Origin of the sequence: Enterococcus songbeiensis, assembly GCF_005405265.1 — a bacterium.
In the GTDB taxonomy this organism is placed as follows: Bacteria; Bacillota; Bacilli; order Lactobacillales; family Enterococcaceae; genus Enterococcus_C; species Enterococcus_C songbeiensis.
In genome coordinates this window covers 22,598-45,604 of record NZ_BJDS01000012.1, presented here as the reverse complement: position 1 = coordinate 45,604, position 23,007 = coordinate 22,598, and the positions used below count along the sequence as shown (strand labels likewise).

Annotated in this window: 17 protein-coding genes; 15 read left to right on the top strand and 2 right to left on the bottom strand. The window is 40.9% G+C overall.

Annotation, left to right across the window (positions count from 1 at the left end):
• Positions 1 to 9 precede the first annotated feature (9 nt).
• The 6 genes from uvrA (at position 10) to whiA (ending at position 8,010) form a co-directional block, all read left to right on the top strand.
• Positions 10 to 2,829 (top strand): excinuclease ABC subunit UvrA, encoded by a 2,820-nt coding sequence (uvrA, locus tag FFM66_RS07235; protein ID WP_137605467.1) that lies wholly within the window; start codon positions 10 to 12, stop codon positions 2,827 to 2,829.
• 242 nt (positions 2,830 to 3,071) lie between these two features.
• Entirely contained in the window at positions 3,072 to 4,328 is a 1,257-nt protein-coding gene (locus FFM66_RS07230) for a carboxylate--amine ligase (protein ID WP_048602989.1), read from the top strand.
• A gap of 3 nt (positions 4,329 to 4,331) precedes the next feature.
• Complete coding sequence (locus FFM66_RS07225; RefSeq protein WP_137605466.1) at positions 4,332 to 5,060, top strand: amino acid racemase; 729 nt, start codon at positions 4,332 to 4,334, stop codon at positions 5,058 to 5,060.
• A gap of 125 nt (positions 5,061 to 5,185) precedes the next feature.
• Positions 5,186 to 6,070: an RNase adapter RapZ gene (rapZ, locus tag FFM66_RS07220; RefSeq protein WP_137605465.1), complete on the top strand. Its 885-nt coding sequence runs from the start codon at positions 5,186 to 5,188 to the stop codon at positions 6,068 to 6,070.
• Positions 6,067 to 7,062, top strand: a complete 996-nt coding sequence (locus FFM66_RS07215; protein ID WP_048602986.1) for a gluconeogenesis factor YvcK family protein — start codon at positions 6,067 to 6,069, stop codon at positions 7,060 to 7,062. Before rapZ ends, FFM66_RS07215 begins: the two co-directional genes overlap by 4 nt.
• A 15-nt stretch (positions 7,063 to 7,077) precedes the next feature.
• Positions 7,078 to 8,010, top strand: coding sequence for a DNA-binding protein WhiA (gene whiA / locus FFM66_RS07210; RefSeq protein WP_048602985.1), 933 nt, complete (start codon positions 7,078 to 7,080; stop codon positions 8,008 to 8,010).
• A gap of 49 nt (positions 8,011 to 8,059) precedes the next feature.
• On the opposite strand, the gene FFM66_RS07205 is transcribed toward whiA, so the two are convergent.
• Complete coding sequence (locus FFM66_RS07205; RefSeq protein WP_048602984.1) at positions 8,060 to 8,593, bottom strand: thioredoxin domain-containing protein; 534 nt, start codon at positions 8,591 to 8,593, stop codon at positions 8,060 to 8,062.
• A 208-nt stretch (positions 8,594 to 8,801) separates the two neighbouring features.
• Here FFM66_RS07205 and nifJ point away from each other — a divergent pair, with 208 nt between their 5' ends.
• The 4 genes from nifJ (at position 8,802) to glmM (ending at position 16,017) form a co-directional block, all read left to right on the top strand.
• Complete coding sequence (nifJ, locus tag FFM66_RS07200) at positions 8,802 to 12,437, top strand: pyruvate:ferredoxin (flavodoxin) oxidoreductase (RefSeq protein WP_137605499.1); 3,636 nt, start codon at positions 8,802 to 8,804, stop codon at positions 12,435 to 12,437.
• A gap of 215 nt (positions 12,438 to 12,652) precedes the next feature.
• Complete coding sequence (gene cdaA / locus FFM66_RS07195; RefSeq protein ID WP_137605464.1) at positions 12,653 to 13,543, top strand: diadenylate cyclase CdaA; 891 nt, start codon at positions 12,653 to 12,655, stop codon at positions 13,541 to 13,543.
• Positions 13,540 to 14,643, top strand: a complete 1,104-nt coding sequence (locus tag FFM66_RS07190; RefSeq protein ID WP_171000819.1) for a CdaR family protein — start codon at positions 13,540 to 13,542, stop codon at positions 14,641 to 14,643. The genes cdaA and FFM66_RS07190 overlap by 4 nt, the downstream gene beginning before the upstream one ends.
• A gap of 18 nt (positions 14,644 to 14,661) precedes the next feature.
• Complete coding sequence (gene glmM, locus FFM66_RS07185) at positions 14,662 to 16,017, top strand: phosphoglucosamine mutase (RefSeq protein ID WP_048602980.1); 1,356 nt, start codon at positions 14,662 to 14,664, stop codon at positions 16,015 to 16,017.
• Between the two features lie 90 nt (positions 16,018 to 16,107).
• On the opposite strand, the gene glmS is transcribed toward glmM, so the two are convergent.
• A complete protein-coding gene (gene glmS / locus FFM66_RS07180; protein WP_137605463.1) occupies positions 16,108 to 17,916 on the bottom strand; it encodes a glutamine--fructose-6-phosphate transaminase (isomerizing) in 1,809 nt (602 codons plus the stop codon).
• A 382-nt stretch (positions 17,917 to 18,298) separates the two neighbouring features.
• On the opposite strand from glmS, the gene FFM66_RS07175 reads away from it, so the two are divergent.
• From FFM66_RS07175 to tig, 5 genes are all read left to right on the top strand, one after another.
• Positions 18,299 to 18,589, top strand: a complete 291-nt coding sequence (locus tag FFM66_RS07175) for a hypothetical protein (RefSeq protein ID WP_137605462.1) — start codon at positions 18,299 to 18,301, stop codon at positions 18,587 to 18,589.
• A gap of 18 nt (positions 18,590 to 18,607) precedes the next feature.
• The gene (gene sppA, locus FFM66_RS07170; protein WP_137605461.1) at positions 18,608 to 19,636 is read left to right on the top strand and encodes a signal peptide peptidase SppA; all 1,029 of its coding nucleotides are present in this window, start codon (positions 18,608 to 18,610) and stop codon (positions 19,634 to 19,636) included.
• A 64-nt stretch (positions 19,637 to 19,700) separates the two neighbouring features.
• A complete protein-coding gene (locus FFM66_RS07165) occupies positions 19,701 to 20,342 on the top strand; it encodes an RDD family protein (RefSeq protein ID WP_371851514.1) in 642 nt (213 codons plus the stop codon).
• An 81-nt stretch (positions 20,343 to 20,423) separates the two neighbouring features.
• Complete coding sequence (locus tag FFM66_RS07160) at positions 20,424 to 21,392, top strand: hypothetical protein (protein ID WP_137605460.1); 969 nt, start codon at positions 20,424 to 20,426, stop codon at positions 21,390 to 21,392.
• A gap of 117 nt (positions 21,393 to 21,509) precedes the next feature.
• Complete coding sequence (tig, locus tag FFM66_RS07155) at positions 21,510 to 22,793, top strand: trigger factor (RefSeq protein ID WP_137605459.1); 1,284 nt, start codon at positions 21,510 to 21,512, stop codon at positions 22,791 to 22,793.
• Positions 22,794 to 23,007: the final 214 nt, after the last annotated feature.

Here is a 23,007-nt window from a genome sequence, read left to right as displayed (position 1 = left end):
AGGAAAACAATGGCAAATGATAAGATCGTGATTCACGGTGCGCGTGCACATAATTTAAAAAATGTTGATGTAACGATTCCCCGGGATAAGCTGGTGGTGGTCACTGGTTTATCCGGTTCTGGGAAGAGCTCATTGGCATTTGATACACTTTATGCAGAAGGACAACGTCGCTATGTGGAAAGTCTTTCGGCATATGCTCGGCAGTTTTTGGGGCAAATGGATAAACCAGATGTGGACAGTATTGATGGTCTAAGTCCGGCAATTTCTATCGATCAGAAGACTACCAGTAAAAACCCTCGTTCAACAGTCGGAACGGTGACAGAAATTAATGATTATTTGCGGCTGTTATTTGCTCGGGTTGGACATCCGATTTGTCCCAATGATCATATTGAGATCACCAGTCAGTCTGCGGAACAAATGGTGGATGAAGTATTAGAGCTACCTGAACGAACGAAGATCCAAATTTTGGCTCCAATCGTCTATCAAAAAAAGGGACAGCATAAAAAAGTTTTTGAACGAATTCAGCGAGAAGGCTATGTTCGGGTTCGAGTAGATGGCGAAATTTATGATATTTCAGAAGTCCCTGAATTAGAAAAAAATAAAAAACATGAAATCAGTATTGTCATTGATCGGATTGTTGTGAAGGAAGGCATTCGCTCTCGACTGTTTGATTCCTTTGAAGCGGCACTGCATTTAGCAGAGGGCTATGCGGTCGTTGATGTAATCGGTCAAAAAGAAATGCTGTTTAGTGAACACTATTCTTGTCCCTATTGTGGGTTTACAGTTGGGGAGCTTGAACCGCGACTCTTTTCGTTTAACGCACCATTTGGAGCTTGCCCAGAATGTGATGGTTTAGGTATTAAACTGGAAGTGGACGTGGATTTAGTCGTTCCAGATACAACCAAGACATTGCATGAAGGAGCAATCATTCCTTGGAATCCAATCAGTTCGCAATATTACCCTCAAATGTTGGAGCAAGCTTGTGACAGTTTTGGTATTGATATGGATACACCTTTTGAGGAATTGCCAGAAGAACATCAAGAAATCGTCTTAAAGGGATCAAATGGAGAAACTTTCCACTTTCATTATGAAAATGATTTTGGCGGTGTACGGGATGTTGAAGTTGCCTTTGAAGGAGTATTGACGAATATTAAACGCCGGTACCATGAAACAAATAGTGATTTCACTCGGGAACAAATGCGACTTTATATGACTGAATTAACCTGTCAAGCGTGTCGTGGATACCGGTTGAATCCGCAGGCGTTATCAGTTCAAATCAATGAAACAAATATCGGTCAAGTGAGCGAATTTGCCATCAATAATAGTTTGGCCTTTTTTGAGAAGGTTTCGCTTTCAGAAACAGAAAAAGTAATTGCCAAGCCTATTTTGAAAGAAATCAATGACCGTTTAAGCTTTTTACGAAATGTTGGGTTAGATTATTTGACCCTGAGTCGAGCTGCCGGTACTTTATCTGGGGGAGAGGCACAACGGATTCGTTTAGCGACCCAAATCGGTTCCAATCTGTCGGGTGTATTGTATATTTTGGATGAACCGTCTATCGGTCTTCATCAAAGAGACAACGATCGTTTATTGGATTCTTTACGAAAAATGCGGGATCTGGGAAATACCTTGATTGTTGTAGAGCATGATGAAGATACAATGCGGGCAGCAGATTATTTGATTGATGTGGGACCAGGAGCCGGGCATGCCGGCGGTGAAATCGTCGCGGCGGGAACACCGGCGCAGGTAGCGAAAAATAAGAAGTCATTGACAGGACAATATTTATCCGGGAAAAAAGTCATTCCTGTACCGAAAGAACGCCGCAAAGGAAATGGTGAAAAACTTAAAATCACCGGAGCTAGTGAAAACAACTTGAAGAATATTTCGGTAGAATTTCCGTTAGGCTCATTTATTGCGGTTACCGGCGTTTCCGGTTCAGGAAAATCCACCTTGGTCAATGAGATTTTGAAAAAAGCTTTGGCGCAAAAAATCAACCGTAACTCTCATAAGCCGGGAAAATTCAAAACGATGACTGGCTACGAAAAGATTGAAAAAATCATCGATATTGATCAAAGCCCAATTGGTCGGACACCACGAAGCAATCCTGCTACCTATACCAGTGTTTTTGACGATGTTCGTGATCTTTTTGCGAAAACCAATGAAGCAAAGATGCGAGGGTATAAAAAAGGACGTTTCAGTTTTAACGTTAAGGGTGGCCGCTGCGAAGCCTGTAAAGGGGACGGAATCATAAAAATCGAGATGCACTTTTTGCCGGATGTCTATGTTCCTTGTGAAGTTTGTCATGGAAAACGGTATAATTCAGAAACGTTGGAAGTGCATTACAAAGGGAAAAATATCTCAGAAATTTTGGATATGACAGTGGAAGATGCCGTTGATTTCTTTAAACATATTCCTAAAATCCATCGAAAACTGCAAACAATTGTGGATGTTGGTTTGGGGTATGTCACACTGGGACAACCTGCTACGACCTTATCCGGGGGAGAAGCACAACGAATGAAACTTGCCAGCGAATTGCATAAAAGTTCAAACGGCAAGAGCTTTTATATTCTTGACGAACCGACAACGGGACTTCATACGGATGATATTGCGCGTTTGCTTCATGTTTTAGAACGATTGGCAGACGCTGGGAACACCGTATTAGTGATTGAACATAATCTGGATGTCATCAAATCCGCAGATCATGTGATTGACCTTGGCCCAGAAGGCGGGGATGGCGGTGGAACGATTATTGCCAAAGGAACACCGGAAATGATCGCTGCCGTGGAAGAAAGTTACACCGGGCAGTATTTGAAAAAAGTTTTGAAATAAAATTTAAAGTTTTCTTAACTGTTTTTTCAAGAACTTGTCACTGGAAATCAACTCGGTTAGAATGCACACAAGGGGATAACTCAACGATTTTTGGTTGAATTATTGTCCTATAAGTTCTATCCGTTCAAAATTGAAAAAAGCAATCGAAGTTCAGCACTTTGATTGCTTTTTTCTTTATGGTATTATGATTGTTGTATATTTCAAGAAATCATTGAATCAGTTAGTAGAAGTGAGTGTGTAAAATGAATGATCAAAACAACTTTATTCCGATTCTTTTAGGAAGCGATATGAATGTCTATGGGATGGCTCGTGCCTTTCATGAAGAATATGGCATGACTTCTGTCGCTTATGCATCAAATCAGTTGGCACCAACAAGATATAGCCAAATCGTCGATGTCCATGTGGTGGATGGCTTTGATAAAGATCCAGTGTTTATTGAAAAAATGTTAGAACTGGCAAAGAATACCTATAACGATCCTTCTAGGAAGTATCTGTTGATCGCTTGCGGAGACGGTTATGCGGAATTACTGTCGCAACATAAGGAGGACTTGGCGCCTTATTTTGTTTTTGCTGCCAATGATTACTCACTTTTCAAGCGACTGATCAACAAAGTAAGTTTTTATGAAGTCTGTGAGGAATATCAACTGCCTTATCCTAAGACCTTGATTGTAACAAAAGAAATGGTGGTAGAGGGGAAACTAAATCAAGCGTTGCCGTTTGATTTTCCAGTCGCATTAAAACCAGCGAACAGTGTAGAATGGTTGTCTGTTAAATTTGAAGGACGCAAAAAAGCGTTTATTATTGATAATCAAGCTGAGTTTGACATGATTTTAGATCGTTTATATAAAGCCGGCTATACCAGCGAGATGATCGTTCAAGATTTTATTCCTGGGGATGATAGCAATATGCGGGTTTTAAATGCGTATGTCGATCAACATCAAAACGTTCGTATGATGGTTTTAGGACACCCATTATTAGAAGATCCAACTCCCGCATCCGTAGGAAATTATGTGGTAATCGTTCCAGACTATAATGAAAAGATTTATCGAACGATTAAGGAGTTTTTGACGAAAATCCATTATGTTGGATTTGCGAACTTTGATTTGAAGTATGATGTCCGGGATGATGAATACAAATTGTTCGAAATTAATTTACGTCAAGGAAGAAGTAGCTTTTTTGTAACATTGAGCGGATATAATCTGGCAAAATACATTACGGAAGACCTAATTTATTCTTCTGTTTTTCGAGAAACAGAATATGGCACTATTGACTCTCCGAAAGCGAAAGTTTGGCTAGGAGTACCGAAAAAAACATTTAAAAAATATGCGCGGGACAATGCGGGGAAAGCCTTTGCCGAAAAATTGATTCGAGATGGTAGATGGGGAACGACCGTCTTTTATGAAAAGGACCAGTCTTTCAAACGCTGGTTCTTGATGAAATACATGTTCCATAATTACATCAAGCGCTTCAAAACGTACTTTAATGTGAAAGAAGGATAGCTTGTGGAGAATTTTTTTAGTATTTTAGGTGGCATGGGGACGATGGCGACAGAGAGTTTTGTCCGCCTTCTGAATCATCGAACAGTAGCCCATAAGGATCAGGAGTATTTGAATTATGTCTTGTTCAATCACGCAACGGTCCCTGACCGCACAGCGTATATCTTGGATACGACGGCAGAAAATCCTATGCCTTTTTTGTTGGATGATATTGCCAAGCAAAATCTCCTGAAGCCGAATTTTATTGTGCTGACTTGTAATACGGCACATTATTTCTTTGATGAACTGCAGGCAGCGACACCGATTGATTTATTGCATATGCCACGAGAAGCGGCGGTGGAGTTGCAAAAGCAGCAAGCTTCTGGCAAAATCGCTTTTTTAGGCACTGAAGGGAGTGTTAAGGCGGGGGTCTATGAGAAAGAATTACGGGCCGCAGGCTTTGATGTCCTGATTCCTGACGCTTCTCTACAGAAAAAAATCAATCATTTGATTTACCAAGACATCAAAGAAAATGATTTTTTGAATAAGACCTTGTATTTTGAAATTTTGCAGGAAGTCGTCGAAAAATACCACTGCGAAAAAATCGTTTTAGGCTGTACCGAGCTTTCTTTGATGGAAGAATTCACCGAGAACAATCCGTATCCGGTAATCGATGCCCAATCAATTTTAGTTGACCGGACGATAGCACGCGCATTACAGGATCGACAAGCAAAAAAAGAGAACCAACTTAAATAGACACGAGTAGAGTCAATTGATTTTGGCTCTTTTTTTATGAATACGGTGGAATTTCGTAGCAAAGACACGCCCGGAATGTTATAATATGTTGAATAGGTGATGCTGTTGAAGGGAGTTTTTTGATTATGCAAGATAATTTACAATTAGTCATTATTACCGGAATGAGCGGTGCCGGAAAAACGGTAGCCATCCAGAGTTTTGAAGATATGGGTTTTTTCTGTATCGATAATATGCCACCTTCATTGATTCCAAAATTTTGGGAGTTAATTAAAGAATCGGGAAAAATAACTAAAATTGCGTTAGTGGTGGATTTGCGTTCCCGCTCTTTTTTCGAAGAAATTCAAAGTATGCTGGTGGATATTGAAAATACGAATTTCATCGATACACAGGTTTTATTTTTAGATGCTTCTGATGAGGAATTGGTTTCTCGTTACAAGGAGACCCGCAGAGCGCATCCCTTGGCGATGGATGGTTTGATTACGGAAGGAATCCGTAAAGAACGGGCAATCCTTGATGATATCAAAACGAAGGCAACCATTATTATTGATACAACCAGTTTGACTCCGCGACAATTGCGGGAAAAAATCAATGGTGCATTTAAAACATCGAACGAACACGGCTTTCGGATAGAGATGATTTCTTTTGGCTTCAAGTATGGGTTACCGATCGATGCAGATATTGTGATGGATGTTCGTTTCTTACCTAATCCACATTATATTACAGATTTGCGACCACTTACCGGCATGGATCAACCGGTTTACGATTACGTGATGTCTTTTGATGAAACAGAAGAATTTTATCAACGTTTTATCGGCTTGCTACAAACGATTATGCCCGGGTATGTGAATGAAGGAAAAAGCAGTTTGACAGTTGCCATCGGCTGTACTGGCGGACAGCATCGTTCAGTGGCTTTGACAGAACGAGTGGGTCAAGCACTAGCCAAAGACTATAAAGTTAATATCACTCACCGGGATAAAGATAAACGTAAAGAGACGGTGAACCGTTCATGAAAATGAAAACCTATCGTATTCGAAAACCAAAAATCGTTGTTGTCGGCGGCGGAACCGGCTTACCGGTTATTTTGAAAAGTTTGCGCAATCAAGGGGTAGACATTACAGCAGTTGTAACGGTTGCTGACGATGGAGGTAGCAGCGGCGAAATCCGCGACTCCATCGCAATGTCACCGCCGGGGGATTTACGAAATGTTTTAGCGGCTTTATCGGATATGCCAAAATTGTATGGAGATATTTTTCAATATCGCTTTAAAAAAGAAGACAAATTTTTAGCAAATCATGCATTAGGGAATCTGATTATTGCTGCGATTTCTGAAATGCGGGAAAGTACTTATGAAGCCATTCAATTATTAACAAAAATGATGCATGTCGACGGTCACGTGTACCCTTCAAGTGAAGAACCGTTAGTTTTGCATGCCGTTTTTGCCGATGGAACGGAAGCAGTTGGCGAATCAAAAATTGCTTTGGATCGTAAAACCATTGATCGGGTTTTTGTGCGGAATCAACACGGAAATCGAGAACCAAAAGCAGCGCGTAAAGTGGTTTCTTCCATTATGGATGCGGACATGATCGTACTTGGACCGGGGAGTTTATTTACTAGTATTTTGCCTAATTTAATGATCAGTGAAGTTGGTCAAGCGTTAATAGAAACACAGGCTGAAACTGTCTATATCTGCAATATCATGACGCAAAAAGGTGAAACCGAACACTTTACAGATGCGGATCATGTGCGGGTATTGCACAAACATTTAGGAAAACAATTTATTGACACCGTGCTGGTCAATACAGAAAAGGTGCCAGAGGGGTATATGGACCCGGAAATTTATGACGAATACCTGCTTCAGGTTAAGCACGATTTTAAAGGACTACGGGCGGAAGAATGCCGCGTGGTCTCCACTGACTTTTTAAAGCTGCATGATGGCGGGGTCTTCCATGATGGCGAAAAAGTAGCGGAGGAATTGCTGCGGATCGTCTACGGTGCAAAATAGAGAGGAGGGGATTAGATGTCGTTTGCTGCTGATGTAAAAAAAGAATTGACCGGCTTAGAAGTCCATCGGGAACATGCCAAAGCTGAACTAGCCGCTTTGATTCGGATGAACGGTTCTTTAAGTTTGACCAATCATCAATTTGTTTTGAATGTTCAAACAGAAAATGCTGCAATCGCCAGACGAATCTATTCTCTGTTGAAGGATCACTTTCAAGTGCGCAGTGAACTGCTCGTACGGCGAAAAATGAAATTAAAAAAGAATAATGTTTATATCGTACGCTTAAAGCAAGAAACACAACGGGTATTGAATGAATTGGATATTATGGATGGCATGATGTTTCATACTCATGTTTCCGATGAGATTATGGGAAATGGGCAAAAAATGCGTTCCTATTTGCGGGGGGCTTTTATGGCGTCCGGTTCAGTCAATAATCCGGAAACCAGTCGTTACCATTTGGAAATTTATTCTATTTATGAAGAGCATAATCAAGATATATGTGACATGTTAAATTATTATGGACTGCATGCTCGAATGCTGGAACGAAGGAATGGGTTTATTTCTTATCTTAAAGGTGCTGAAAAGATTGCGGATTTTTTAACCTTGATTGGGGCAACAAATTCAATGTTGAAATTTGAGGACGTGCGAATTGTTCGGGATATGCGTAATTCAGTCAATCGTTTGGTCAATTGCGAAACGGCCAACATGAATAAAACGATTGATGCCGCCTCAAAACAAATTGATAATATCGAATTTATCGAACAGCGGGTCGGTCTGCAGGCTTTGCCGGAGAAATTACAGGAAATTGCTGAGCTGCGTCTGGAACATCCGGAGGTTAGTCTTAAGGAATTGGGAGAAATGATTCCCTCCGGAGCAATCTCCAAATCAGGGATTAACCATCGGATTCGTAAAATTAATGAATTTGCAGAAAACCTGCGGGAAAAAGTATAAAATGCAAGAGACTTCTTCGACAAACGTCAAAGAGCCTCTTGCGTTTTTTTCATCTCTTCAAAAGAGCTGCATTAAGATAGTCTTTTAACTGTTCCGGTTCAATCGACTCATCAAAAATTTTATTGCCGATGATGATTGTCGGTACAAATTTGATATTTGCACGATTCGCTTCTTCAATGATTGCTTTGGTGGTCAGTGTATCTTCGTAATTCTCTAAACCTAACTGTTCTTCCGCGAAGGTTTCGACTTCTTCCAGTGTTAACTCTCCCCACTGATCTTGTGTATCAAAAATGCGGTTGATATCTTGATAGGCTTTTTCAATATCTCCTTTTGTGACGTAACGGTGCATCACATTCCCCCGTTGCAGACTTTCTTTTTCTTTGTCAAAAAGTTTGATGACTCGATAGGCTTTCTTTTCTTTTACTGCCTGGTCGATAATGTCTTTTGAAGCGGTAAACCATTGACGGCAATAGGGGCATCGTAGATTAAGAAATTCAATGATGGCGACTGGTGCATCTGTAGGACCGATTTTAACTCCGACATCGGCATTGGTTTCTAAATAATTGATTTCTGAAGTATCCATTTTTTCGCCTCCTTTTCCTCTAGTGTAGCTGAAAAATGGTGAAGAAAGAAGTATTTGGTTTTATTTCACAAAGACTTTTTTATTGAAGTCGGCAAAAGGAAAAAGTCTGTGAAATATTTCTTAATTTCATTTCTAATTGTTCCTTTTTCGGCTATAATAACAGGGAGTAGAGAAATCTATAGAGGATGATGAAAAAATGCGAAAAACAATGGACGGAAATACAGCAGCTGCCTATATTTCTTACGCCTTTACTGAATTAGCAGCAATTTATCCAATTACACCAAGTTCAACGATGGCAGAGTTGGTGGATCAATGGTCGGCAGAAGGAAAAACGAATCTTTTCGGTCAACCAGTAAAAGTGGTAGAAATGCAATCGGAAGCAGGAGCTGCCGGTGTTGTGCACGGTTCATTAAAAACCGGCGCTTTGACCTCCACGTACACAGCTTCACAAGGTCTGCTGTTAATGATTCCGAATATGTATAAGATCGCTGGTGAACTATTACCCGGAGTCTTTCATGTTGCGAGTCGTGCAGTAACGACGAATGCTCTGAATATTTTCGGCGACCATACTGATGTGATGGCAGCTCGGCAGACGGGCTTTGCAATGCTGACGGAAAGTAGTGTGCAAGAAGTTATGGATCTTTCGGCAGTTGCACATTTGGCAGCCATCGAATCCAGCTTGCCTTTCTTGAATTTCTTTGATGGCTTTCGGACCAGTCATGAAATTCAAAAAATCGAGGTGATTGATTATGAAAAACTGGCGGAATTAATTGATCAGGATAAATTGGCGGAATTTCGGCAACGGGGAATGAATCCCAATCACCCAACCGTCAGCGGAACCAATCAGAATCCGGATATCCATTTTCAACAGCGGGAGACCATCAATCAATATTATGATAAATTACCGGCAATCGTGCAAAAATATATGTTTAAAATTAATGAACTGCGAAATACAAACTATGATTTGACAACGTATTATGGGGCGGATGATGCGGAAGAATTGATAATTGCAATGGGTTCATCGGCTCAAACAATTGAACAAACCGTTGACTATTTGAATAAACAAGGACGAAAAGTTGGTTTTATCAATATTCATTTGTATCGACCATTTCCTATTGAGAATTTATTAGAAAAAATTCCAGCTACGGTTAAAGCCATTGCTGTGCTAGACCGCAGCAAAGAACCTGGTGCTGGTGGAGAACCATTACTGTTAGACGTTCAAAGTGCTTTGTATGAATCAGAAATCCGACCAATCGTGATTGGCGGTCGTTATGGTTTGGGTTCCAAAGATGTTACACCCAATCAAGTCGTTGCGGTTTTCGATGAATTAAAAAAGGGAAAATCTGGAAAGAAACGGTTCACGATCGGTATCAATGATGACGTGACCCATCTTTCGCTAGATTGTGGAGAGAGCTTGGATTTGACAAACCCAAAAACCTTCCAAGCAAAATTTTGGGGGTTTGGTTCAGACGGTACAGTTGGCGCCAATAAATCAGCAATCAAAATTATCGGTGACAATACAGAAAAATTTGCTCAGGGGTTTTTCTACTACGATTCCAAAAAATCCGGTGGACTGACAGTTTCTCATCTACGCTTCGGGGATACACCAATTCGTTCCACTTATTTGATCGAACATGCGGATTTTGTCGCTTGCCATACACCTGCCTACCTTCATACCTATGATTTGGTAAAGGGATTGAAAAAAGGCGGGACCTTCTTGTTAAATACAACATGGACTGATGAGCAGTTGCACCGTCATTTACCCAAAAAAATGAAGCGTTACTTGGCAGAAAACGAGATTTCTTTTTACACCATCAATGCCATGAAACTTGCAATGGAAGTTGGTTTGGGGAGACGAATCAATACCGCAATGGAAACAGCTTTCTTTAAATTGGCTGACATCATGCCCTTTGAAAAAGTGTTGCCTATTTTGAAGGCAGAAGCACTAAAAAGCTATGGGCATAAATCCATGACAATCGTTGAAAAAAATATTCAAGCAATCGATCGGACGGTTGAGCTGTTGCATAAAGTAGATGTACCAGCAGAATGGCGAACATTAGAAATTGAACCAGAAAAATCTGAAAATACCTCCCGCTATGTTCGGGAAATCGTCGAGCCAGTGACTGCCCAAGAAGGAAACGACCTGTCCGTGGGTACTCTAATCAATAATCAAATGACGACGGGAGAAATGCCGTTAGGAACCGCTGCTGTTGAAAAACGCGGTGTGGCGTTGGAGGTTCCTGAATGGATTAGTGATCGTTGTACGATGTGTAATGAGTGCGCATTTGTTTGTCCTCATGCTGCGATTCGTCCATTTCTTGCGGATGAAGAAGAAATGGCAGAAGCACCAGAAGGATATATTGTTCGCAGTATGCGGGGAGCAGATGGATTGAATTATCGAATCCAAGTTTCTGTCGAAGACTGTACGGGTTGCGGACTATGCGTTGAAGCTTGTCCGGCAAAAGGAAAAGCTTTGGTGATGAAACCGTATGAAGAACAAAAAGAACAAGCCATCAACTGGGCATTTGCGATGACTTTGAAACAAAAAGAAAATCCGGCAAAACCGGGAACCGTCATGGGAACACAATTCAATAAACCATTATTAGAATTTTCCGGAGCTTGTTCCGGTTGTGGTGAGACGCCATATGTCAAACTGCTAACACAAATGTATGGTGATCGGATGATGATTGCTAATGCGACAGGCTGTTCCTCCATCTGGGGTGGCGCAGCACCGGTATCTCCTTATACAACAAATGAGAACGGACAAGGTCCCGCTTGGTCCAATTCCTTGCTTGAAGACAATGCCGAATACGGTTATGGAATGTTTTTAGCCAATCAAACACGCCGCGAACAATTAGCAAAACAAATGACAGCTGTTTTGGAAAAAGTTTCGCCAGAATTACGTCAATTAATGGAAGACTGGATGTCCCATCTAAATGAAGGGTCTGGATCACAACAACGGGCAGCAAAACTTCAAGCTGCGATCGAAGCAGAACTTTTTAATGTTCCAGAGTTGGCGGCTATCTATAAAGCCAAAGATTTATTCGTGAAACCAAGTCAGTGGATGATTGGCGGCGATGGTTGGGCATACGATATTGGTTATGGCGGATTGGATCATGTGCTTGCATCTGGGGCAGATGTTAATATTCTGGTGTTGGATAATGAAGTATATTCTAATACCGGTGGGCAAATGTCAAAAGCGACACCAACTTCTGCAATCGTAAAATTTGCGGCAAGTGGAAAATATGTGTCGAAAAAAGATTTGGGAATGATGGCGATGACTTACGGAAATGTTTATGTGGCACAAGTCGCCTCTGGAGCCAATCAAATGCAAACTATCAAAGCGTTCGAAGAAGCAGAACGTTTCCCTGGACCATCGCTTATAATCGCTTATACGCCTTGTATCACCCATGGTCTGTTCGGCGGCATGCGACAATCCATTAAGGAAGCACAGGAAGCCGTAGCCAGTGGCTATTGGTCTTTGTACCGCTACAATCCTGAAGCAAGAGAAAAAGGCAAATTGCCAATGACATTGGACTATAAAAAACCGGATTTTGAACAAATGCCGGCCTTTATGAGAACCCAAGTCCGTTTTGCTTCGCTGGAAACCAACGACAAAGAACTTTCTGACAAACTTTTCGCAAAAACCGTGGATGATGCAAAAATTCGTTTTTACAATTATGCTCGTTTAGCCGGTCAAGAAGAGAAAATCAGAGGGAAATTAGAAAAAAATGATTTGGTCACAGAGCCTGAAACTCGCCCTCGACGAGAAAAAGTCGCTGATCCTGAAGCGGAAGCGCGACGGGCAGCCCGAAGAGCAGCCCGTGCGGCACGAAAAGAATAAATTTGATTCCGTGAATCTCTCTTTGCTATTGGAAGACAGATTCGCGGATTTTTCTCGACTTTTTGCAAATGGTAAGGGACAAATGAAGAAGAGAAAATGAAGGATTTTTCGAAAATTTTATGAAAATAGCAGGAAAAGTCTTTTTTTCACTAATCTAAAACGAAACCTATGGTATACTTATTTTCGTAAAGTCTTAATGTAAAGGAAGGCTGTCTATGTCATTTGATATCGGGGAATTATTCAATATCGATTATTGGAAACAACTATTTTCAGTGGATATTTTCTCACTGAAATTTTTTGTCAACATATTAGACATCTTAGTTGTTTGGTATATCGTCTACAAATTAATCAAATTGGTTCAGGGAACCAAAGCAATCCAGCTCTTTAAAGGGGTTGCAGTTTTTATCGTTATCCGGATTCTAGCGGAGATGATTGGTCTGCATACACTGTCATGGTTGATGAACCAAGTCATCACTTATGGTGTGATCGCCGCAATCGTCATTTTTCAGCCGGAGATCAGGCGGGGGTTGGAGCATTTAGGGCGAAGTTCACTGTTCCGAACGACAAAACAAGAGCAGAAAAAAGATGAGAAGATGATCACAGCCTTGGATAAAGCCGTGCAATATATGTCGCGTCGAAAAATCGGTGCCCTGATCACGATTGAGCGCAATACCGGCTTGGAGGAATACATTGAAACAGGAATTGCTCTTGATGCGGATATTACTGGGGAATTACTGATAAATATTTTTATTCCCAATACACCGTTGCATGATGGAGCAGTGATTATTCGTAATGAAAAAATCGCGGTTTCTTGTGCTTATTTGCCTTTATCGGAAAGCATGCTGATTCCCAAAGAGTTTGGTACCCGCCATCGTGCAGCCGTTGGTGTCAGTGAAATCAGTGATGCAGTAACGCTAGTCGTTTCTGAGGAAACCGGGGATGTCAGTATTACATTGAACAATGAGCTATTAGCAGGATTGAAGCAAGAAGAATACTTGACTATCTTAAGAAGAGAATTGGTTCCGGAAGATAAGGCGAAAGATAAAAATCGTAAAAATCTCCTACAGTCCTTTATTGAAGGAGTCAGTAAAGGAGGACGTAAATGATTTCCAAAGAGTCAAAAAGCAGCGTATTTTATGCAATCGTCTCTTTGTTGTTCAGTGTCGTCTTATTCTTTAATGTAAATGGGAATAATAACCTTACCGCAAGTTTGACCAGTACACCTGAAGCATACGAAGAGACGGTAACTAACGTGCCCGTTCATCCGGTCTACGATTCGTCAGAATATTATATCCACGGGTACGAGCCAACAGTGAAAGTGAAATTACGCAGTGCGAACCGGATTCAACTCAATTCAGAAGTAAATGAAGATACTCGGGGATTTCGGGTCGTTGCAGATCTTTCAAATTTAGAAGAAGGCACTCATGAGGTGAAACTACGAATCAACAAGTTAAGTAGCGCTGTGACTGCAACCGTTGATCCCGGAACAATCACAGTAACGATTGAGAAAAAAGTATCCAAGACCTTTAAAGTAGAGCCAGTAGTTTCTACAGCTAATCTGGAAGATGGTTTTCAACTGGAAAGTGCTACAGTGTCACCGAAAGAAGTCACAATCACAACTGGCGATAAGACCGCAGAACTGATCAATCGAGTGGTTGCGACTGTCGATCCTGAAAAGGTAACGTCAAAAGATTTTGAAGAAACGGTGGCGGTACAGGCGCTGGATGAAAAAGGGAACAGCTTGAGCATTTTATCCGATCCTGTCGAAGTCAACGTGAAGGTTTCATTGACCGCACCTGAAAAAACTGTTGGACTTTATGTTACCCAACAAGGTAGAATACCTTCAGGCGTGTCTGGATACACCTTTACGCTTGCGCAGCAGACAGCAGTATTGCAAGGACCGCTATCACAAATCGACTTGATCGATAGTATTGCGATTCCAGTTGATATTTCAGGAATCAATCAGACGACAACAAGGACGATTGATATTCCCGTTGAGGATGGTTTGGGCTTGACTCCGGCGAAAGTTTCTGTTGAAATCACACCAACCTTGATCCAGTCTTCCAGCGAAAGCAGTGGAGCAAGCGAGACTGTGCCTTCCCAACAAGAAGAATCCGCACAGTCTACCACAGAAGAATCAAGTACAACGCAATCAACGACAACTGAAAATTCACAAACGAATGAATCAGGAAATGACGATAATTAGACAGAGAGGGTAATAAAAATGGGAAAATATTTTGGAACAGATGGTGTAAGAGGAGAAGCAAATGTGGAGCTTACGCCAGAATTGGCATTTAAATTAGGAAGATATGGCGGGTATGTCCTTAGCCAACATGAAAGCAGTGAACGTCGCCCTCGAGTTTTAGTTGGACGAGATACTCGTATTTCAGGTCAATTACTGGAAAATGCATTGATCGCCGGTTTATTATCAGTGGGAATTGAAGTCTTTCAATTAGGCGTTATTTCGACACCTGGGGTTGCTTATCTTACTCGGGTACAAAAAGCCAGTGCCGGAGTAATGATTTCTGCATCTCATAATCCTGCCTTAGATAATGGCATCAAGTTTTTCGGGAGTGACGGATTCAAGTTAGTGGATGATCAAGAATTAGAAATTGAAGCATTATTGGATGCGCCAGAAGATAATCTGCCTCGTCCTTCTGCAGAAGGTTTGGGAACCGTGGAAGAATTTCCAGAAGGTCTACTGAAATATTCACAATTTCTTGAACAAACCATCAATGAAGATCTTTCTGGATTAACAGTTTGTATCGATGCGGCAAATGGTGCCACAGCTACTTCCGTCAATCGATTATTCGCAGATTTGGAAACAGAATTCTATACCATCGGAACGACGCCGAATGGTTTAAATATTAATGACGGTGTTGGTTCGACCCATCCAGAAAAATTAGCAGAATTCGTTGTTGAAAAAGGTGCAGATGTCGGTTTGGCCTTTGATGGAGATGGAGATCGGGTGATCGCTGTCGATGAGTTAGGAAATATTGTTGATGGCGATAAGATCATGTACATCTGTGCAAAATTTTTGTCGGAAAAGAAACGTCTAAAACAAGACACCATCGTTACTACCGTGATGAGCAATCTTGGTTTCCATAAAGCGGTAGAAGCAATCGGCTTAAAAGACGTCATCACAAAAGTCGGGGATCGGTATGTTGTAGAAGAAATGCGAAAAAATGATTACAATTTTGGTGGAGAACAATCAGGACATATGATTTTCCTAGATTTCAATACAACAGGAGACGGCATGCTTTCTGGAATTCAATTATTGAATATCATGAAACAAACCGGTAAAAAATTATCTGAATTAGCGGCAGAAGTAACGATTTATCCACAAAAATTAGTGAATATCCGAGTGTCGAATAAAAACGGTGCAATGGAGGTTCCTTTGATTAAGGAAGTCATTGAAGAAGCTGAAGCGGAAATGAATGGCGAAGGCCGTATTTTAGTTCGTCCTTCCGGAACAGAACCTTTATTACGAGTGATGGCAGAAGCACCAACTCATGAAAAGGTTGAGTATTATGTTGAAAAAATCGCAGCAGTGGTTCGCCAAGAAATCGGTATCGATTAGGAATTGATTGCAAAGCATCTTCGAAAGAAGGTGCTTTTTTTCGTGAAAAAAACTCCCTTACCAAAAACAGTAAAGGAGTCTCGAATCGTTCTACTCAACGGTAACAGATTTTGCTAAATTACGGGGTTTATCCACATCAAAGCCTCTTTCCAACGTAGCGTAGTAGGCCATGAGCTGTGTTGGAATTACGGAAATCAGACTTGTTAGTAGAGGATGAATCTGAGGCAAAAGAATCTGATCGGTTTCAGTTGCAAGGTTTTCACTGACAATCGTTAAGGTTTTTGCACCTCGGCTTTCAACTTCTTTTAGATTTCCCCGGGTATGAGAACCCGTCAAGGCATCTGTGATGATGCCTAAAACAGGTGTCCCTTCTTCGATCAAAGCAATCGTTCCATGCTTCAGCTCGCCAGCGGCAAAGCCTTCTGCTTGAATATAGGAAATTTCCTTTAATTTCAAGGCGGCTTCTAGAGAAACGTAAAAATCATTGCCACGACCAATATAAAACGCATTTCGAGTATCGGTTAAATAAGCGGCGGTCAGGTCTTGAATCAAAGCCTTTTCGGTAATCACCGACTCCATCGCAGCTGCAACCAATCCTAGTTCATGAAAAATATCGATGACAGAGGCTGATGGAATGCCCCGATTTTCACCAACTTGTTTTGCCAAGATTGCCAGAACCGCAATTTGAGCAGTGTACGCTTTTGTGGATGCCACGGCAATTTCCGGTCCAGCATGCAGCAGCAAGGTATAGTTGGCTTCTCGAGAAAGAGTTGACCCGGCAACATTTGTGATTGTCAGGGAAGGATAACCGAGTTGATTGGTTTTTACCAATACTTGACGACTATCGGCCGTTTCTCCACTTTGGGTGAGGTAGATAAAGAAAGGTTTCTCTGATAGCAAAGGCATATTATAGCCGAACTCACTGGATAAGTGGACCTCTACTGGTAACTGAGTCAATGTTTCAATCAATTTTTTCGCAGCCCAACCTGCGTGACTGCTGGTTCCGCAAGCAACGATATAAATGCGATCACTGCCGCTGATTACTTGGATCAAAGAAGAATCGATGGTGCCTTGACCGGCTTCATCTGCATAATATTGAACCAGTCGACGCATAACGGCAGGCTGTTCATCGATTTCTTTGAGCATATAATAAGGATATGGTCCTTTTTCGATATCCGTCAGATCGAAATCTGCTTCGTAGGATGCACGTTGAACGGGGGTCCCGTTTTGATCTTCAATTGCAATGGAGGTCGCTTGAACTACTACCAACTCACCATCTTCCAACTCAACGAATTGATTAGTTTGATCCAACATGGCCAAGGCATCACTGCAAATAACATTAAAGCCGTCACCCAGACCTAGTAAAAGAGGGCTCTTGTTTTTCGCTACATAAATTGTTTCTGGGTCTTGTTTGTCTACCAGAGCAAAGGCGTATGAGCCGTGAATCAAGGTCAGGGCTTTTTTGAAGGCTTCTTTTACTGTGATATCCGGTGTCAATAATTTTTCGATTAAGTGTACAACGATTTCAGTATCTGTCTGCCCGATGAAACTATCATTTTTTAGGTACGTTTGGTGCAAGTCTTCGAAATTTTCGATTACCCCGTTGTGAACCAACACTAGACGTTGACTGGTAGAGGTATGGGGATGGGCGTTGGCTTCACTTGGTTTGCCGTGAGTTGCCCAGCGGGTATGCCCGATGCCAATCGTTCCTGTAATATCAGGAGTGATTTTTTCTTCTAGTTTCTTGATTCTTCCCTGTGCTTTGATCAGGTGCTGCTGCTTTTGGTCCGCAACAAAAAGACCGGCAGAGTCATAACCCCGGTACTCCAAACGTTCCAATCCATTTAAAATTACTTTTTCTGCATGATTCTTTCCAACAATTCCAACAATTCCGCACATAATGAGTTTTCCTGCTTTCCTAGTCATTATATGTTTCTATCTGCGTGACAAAGGGTTTGTTAAAGCCTTGCGACCTCATTTTGTCTTTGTCTGTAGAGTGCAGTCCCTAGAGCCATCCGCCGAAATTTTCGATAAGCTCTTTCCTCGTCATCTGTGAAAAACAGACCAGGCGCTATCCGATTGGTATATATAAATCTCCTTGTTTTATTTTATAGAAACATAGGAATAGAGTAAAAGAAAAAGAAGGGTTTGTCAATTATTTTTTTATTTAATCGCTATTGGTATATATAGATATAGAAAACTTTTTAAGAGAATAAAAAAATCCACTATCATATTTTCTAATAATTCGATACAATAAATAAGTATAAGAAGAGGTGAGATGATGGAAAATCAAGTACGTTGTATGACATTTAAAGAATTAAAGGAAGTCCTCCAACAATTAGAGGCTGATCCTACCGTGAATGATGAAACAAAAATCTTTTTAGATACTGGTTGGGATAGTTTGCAGGAAATACTTCCCGGAGCTATCACCCGTCAAGAAGCCCAACAATTTCAAGTGGAAGATCCACTGTCAAAAGAGTTGTTCAATGGGTACGCGTCTCTCGCGAAAGCAGAAAAGATGAAGGCAAGCGGAGAAACAGAAACAGTGATCGTGATTGAAAATCTATATTAAGAAAATAGGGGTGGAGAAATGAATAAGCGCAGATGGGTAGCGGTAGCAATCGCAGCCGGATTGTTTTTATTTGCAGCAGTGACTGCAATGACCGGACCGACTAAAGAGGAACAGGAACAAGTTTTAAGCGGAATCAATGGTTTACTTTACGGTACCAATGAAATGGGAGAAACAATCATTGAAGAAGGATCGTCTGATTCGCGGATTGTTGAAATTTCCGTTGATGGGACGATTGCGGATTCTGGTGAGAGTGGCTTATTCAGCACGGAAACCTATAATCATCAAGATTTTTTGCAACAGCTTAAAGCAATTCAAGAAGATTCAACAATTAAAGGGATTTTGTTAGAGGTCAATTCTCCAGGTGGCGGAGTTTATGAAAGTGCTGAAATTGCCAAAGAAATGAAAAAAATCAAAGAATTAGGAATTCCTTACTATGTCAGCATGAAAAACATGGCGGCCAGCGGGGGATATTATATTTCCGCTGGAGCAGAGAAGATTTTTGCTACGGATGAAACGGTGACCGGATCAATCGGGGTCATCATGTCAGGAATCAACTATGCGGGATTGTTTGAAAAATTAGGAATCGAAGACCAAACGTATAAAAGCGGTGCTTTAAAAGATATGGGTTCTGCTCAACGAAAACCTACTGAAGCGGACAACAAAGTGCTGCAAAGTTTTGTTGACAGTGCCTATGGTCGTTTTGTCAAAGTGGTTGCAGAAGGACGAGAGATGAGCGAAGAGGCTGTCCGAAAACTTGCTGATGGCAGAATCTATGATGGTGCGCAGGCAAAAGAAAATGGACTGATCGATGCTTTAGGTTTTCCTGAAGATGCTTTGGCACAACTAAAAAAAGACCATGATTTAGAAAATGCTGAAGTTTTTTCTTATGAGGCTGCGACCACCGGGTTTGCGTCTACTTGGTTGGGATCAAGTCTGGCTGAAGTTCAAGGATTAAAAATGTCTGAAACCAGCCGGGTACTTTCTTTATTAGATAGCATTGGAACCGCCGAAGCACCAAAGCCTTTGTATTATTACGGAGGTGAATAATATGACGGAAGAAAAGTATGATGAAGCAGTAAACAATCAAAAAGAAACCGAGGTACAGGAAAAAATACCTGAAGCGACAGTTACTGAGAAAAATGACAGCAAGCAGCATGCTAGTGGACCACAAGTCGGACCGGAAATTTATTATCAACCTTCGACGGATGAACCTTTTACGCAAGAAGAAATTACTGACCGTCAAAAAAATTGGCGACGATTTGAAGAAACCAAAGAAAACTATCGCTTCAATCATTTTCCAGCGTATTTTTATGCCGGTTTTTGGATTCGCTTCTTTGCTTTTTTATTAGACATCCTATGTATTCAGGCAATTACTTCGAGTACGATTGGCTTGTTCTATCGTTTGAGAGGACAAACACCTGATAGCGGTTTTCTAAGTGTTTATGCTTTGCTGAGCCTGGCTATTTATCTTGTCTATTTTATTTTACTGACCAAATTGAACAAAGGCCAAACAATTGGAAAAATGGTTTTTGGAATTCGTGTTGTTAGTTTGGATCAAGAGGAATTGAGCTGGGCGACAGTGCTTGTTCGCGAGGGAGCTTGCCGATTTATTCTCAAATCATTTCCCTTCATTTTGGGTTATCTACCGGCAGCATTTTCGAGGAAAAAACAACATTTGGGGGATTACTTTTCCGGTACGGCAGTGGTAACCTTAAACATGATTAAGGCTTTCAATAAAGAAATCCACGTATAATTTAGTGCTACTTATATCCATTCTTGGAACGGCTTGAGCAACAACAGCTGTTCCAAACTTATTTTAAAGGAGCTATCCATAATGGGAGATACGGTAAAATTTCCAGATGAATACCAAAGACTTTTGTGGCAAGGCCAGCAGCTAATGGAGAAGGCAGAGTATCTTGGAGCGGCAGCGGCTTTTGAAAAGGCGTACCAGCTTGCACCGAATTTTGATAATCATTTGCTTTGGACAAAAGCATTAGTTAAACTGGAAGACTTCGACAAAGTACTGCGAATCGCGGAAGATTGGTATGAAGAATATTTCTCTCACAGGACTGGCTTTCGTTTATATACGCAAACACTGCTTTTGAGTCGGCGATTTTTGAAGGCAAGAGAATATTTGTTAATAGGAAAAAAAGCGAAAAAAATAGACAACATACTGATAGAGGAGCTTTTTCAGCAATTGCAGCAGTTAGAAAATATCCAGCAACTGGTGGACCCTGAATCTGTTCCGCAAAAGCGCAGATTGCTACGGGAATTCGATCAAGCAATCGGTCCGATTTCAAAGAATGACTGGGATGTGTTTACTCAAAACGTGACCTATTTATCATTTCTTTCGCTAATAAAGGAATTTTTACCAATCGCAACGAATCCTTTTGTGCGGCCTCGCTTAGCTGAGGAGTTGGTGAAGCTGGAGTGTAATAAGATTTTTGTTGTCAAAAGCTTGGAAGGCACCTTGCAGGAATTTCAACCCAACTTGCTGACGCTGCCGGAAAAGGCAGAAAGCTTGCAACAAATGATTCGACATGTGGAAGAAACAACGGGCCAAGATGATCCTGCCCTATCAGCAGCGATAGTAGCAGAGATTCAGGCGCATTTTGCGCTGGCTTTTCCTTTTCCTCCCCAGGAGCTTCAACCAGAAGCATGGGCGGAAAGTTATGTTTTGGAATACGCAGCCATGTTTGGAAATGAGGACGCCAATCGCGAATTAATGCGTTATCAGGAAATCCAGCAGGAAAAAACCCGATTTCGGGAATTTTTTCAACAATTAATCGAGAAAAATCGCTAGAAAACAAGAAAGTTTCAACCCTAAATATTTACATTTCAAAAGGGTTAGTGTACTATTGAAAAGTATGCATGAAGTTATTTCATATGTAAAATTATTAAAACATTCGGAGGGAAATACATGACTGCAAAATGGGAAAAAACAGGCACCAATGATGGTGTATTGACATTTTCGATTGCACAAGAAGAAATTCAAAAAGGGCTGAATCAAGCTTTCAATAAAGTGAAGGGCAACTTAAATGTCCCTGGATTCCGTAAAGGAAAAGTATCACGCCAAGTATTTAATCGTATCTATGGCGAAGAAGCATTGTTTGAAGATGCATTGAACGCTGTTTTACCAGAAGCGTATGAAGCTGCTGTTGCAGAAGCTGGCATTGATCCTGTTTCACAACCAAAAATCGATGTTGAAAGCATGAACAAAGGGGAAGACTGGACAATCAAAGCAGAAGTTACAGTTAAACCTGAGGTAAAACTAGGCGAATACAAAAATCTGACGGTTGAAAAACAAGACCGTGAAGTTTCTGAAGACGATGTTGACGCACGCATCAAACGGGAACAAGAACAACAAGCAGATTTAGTAATTAAAGAAGACGAAGCAGCTGAAAACGGCGACACAGTTGTTATTGACTTTGAAGGTTTTGTGAATGATGAAGCCTTTGAAGGCGGAAAAGGTGAAAACCATTCCTTAGAACTTGGATCAGGTTCATTTATTCCTGGGTTTGAAGAACAATTAGTCGGACACAAAGCTGGCGATAATTTAGATGTAACTGTGACTTTCCCAGAAGATTACCAAGCAGAAGATTTAGCTGGTAAAGAAGCAGTCTTTAAAGTGACTGTTCATGAAGTCAAAGCAAAAGAACTTCCTGAATTAGACGATGATTTTGCCAAAGACATCGACGAAGAAGTTAACTCACTTGATGAATTGAAAGAAAAATACCGCAAAGAACTAGCTGAAACAAAAGAAAAAGCAGCAGAAGATGCAAAAGATGAAGCTGCAATTCGTCAAGCAGTTGAAAACGCAGAAATTCTTGACTTACCACATGTAATGGTTCATGACGAAGTTCACCGTTCAATGGACGAATTCCTAAACAACATGCAACGTCAAGGAATCTCAGCAGAAATGTATTACCAATTAACTGGTTCAACAGAAGAAGATTTGCATAAACAATTTGAAGGCGAAGCAGAAATGCGCGTTAAAACAAATCTAGTTATCGAAGCAATCGCTAAAGAAGAAAATCTAGAAGCGTCTGCAGAAGATGTAGCAAAAGAAATCAAAGAACTTTCTGAAGCATACAACATGCCAGAGGACCAAATCAAAAATGTTTTAACAGAAGATATGTTGAAACATGACATTACGATGAAACAAGCAGTTGAACTTGTAACGGGAACAGCTGTAGAAAAATAATCTTCCATCTTTCTTAGGAAGAGTCTGATTGAAAGAAAGTATCGATAGCCTCGATGCTTTCTTTTTCTTCCTTAAAAAAGAGTAAAAAGTTCTAAGAAAATGCAAAATCCCCCATCTATCGATGAATCCAATCGAAAGAACTTTTTCTTTTTTTTAAATTATGTTATGATTATAAAAGACTGAAAAAGTCTGTATCTTATTCCACTCGTTAACG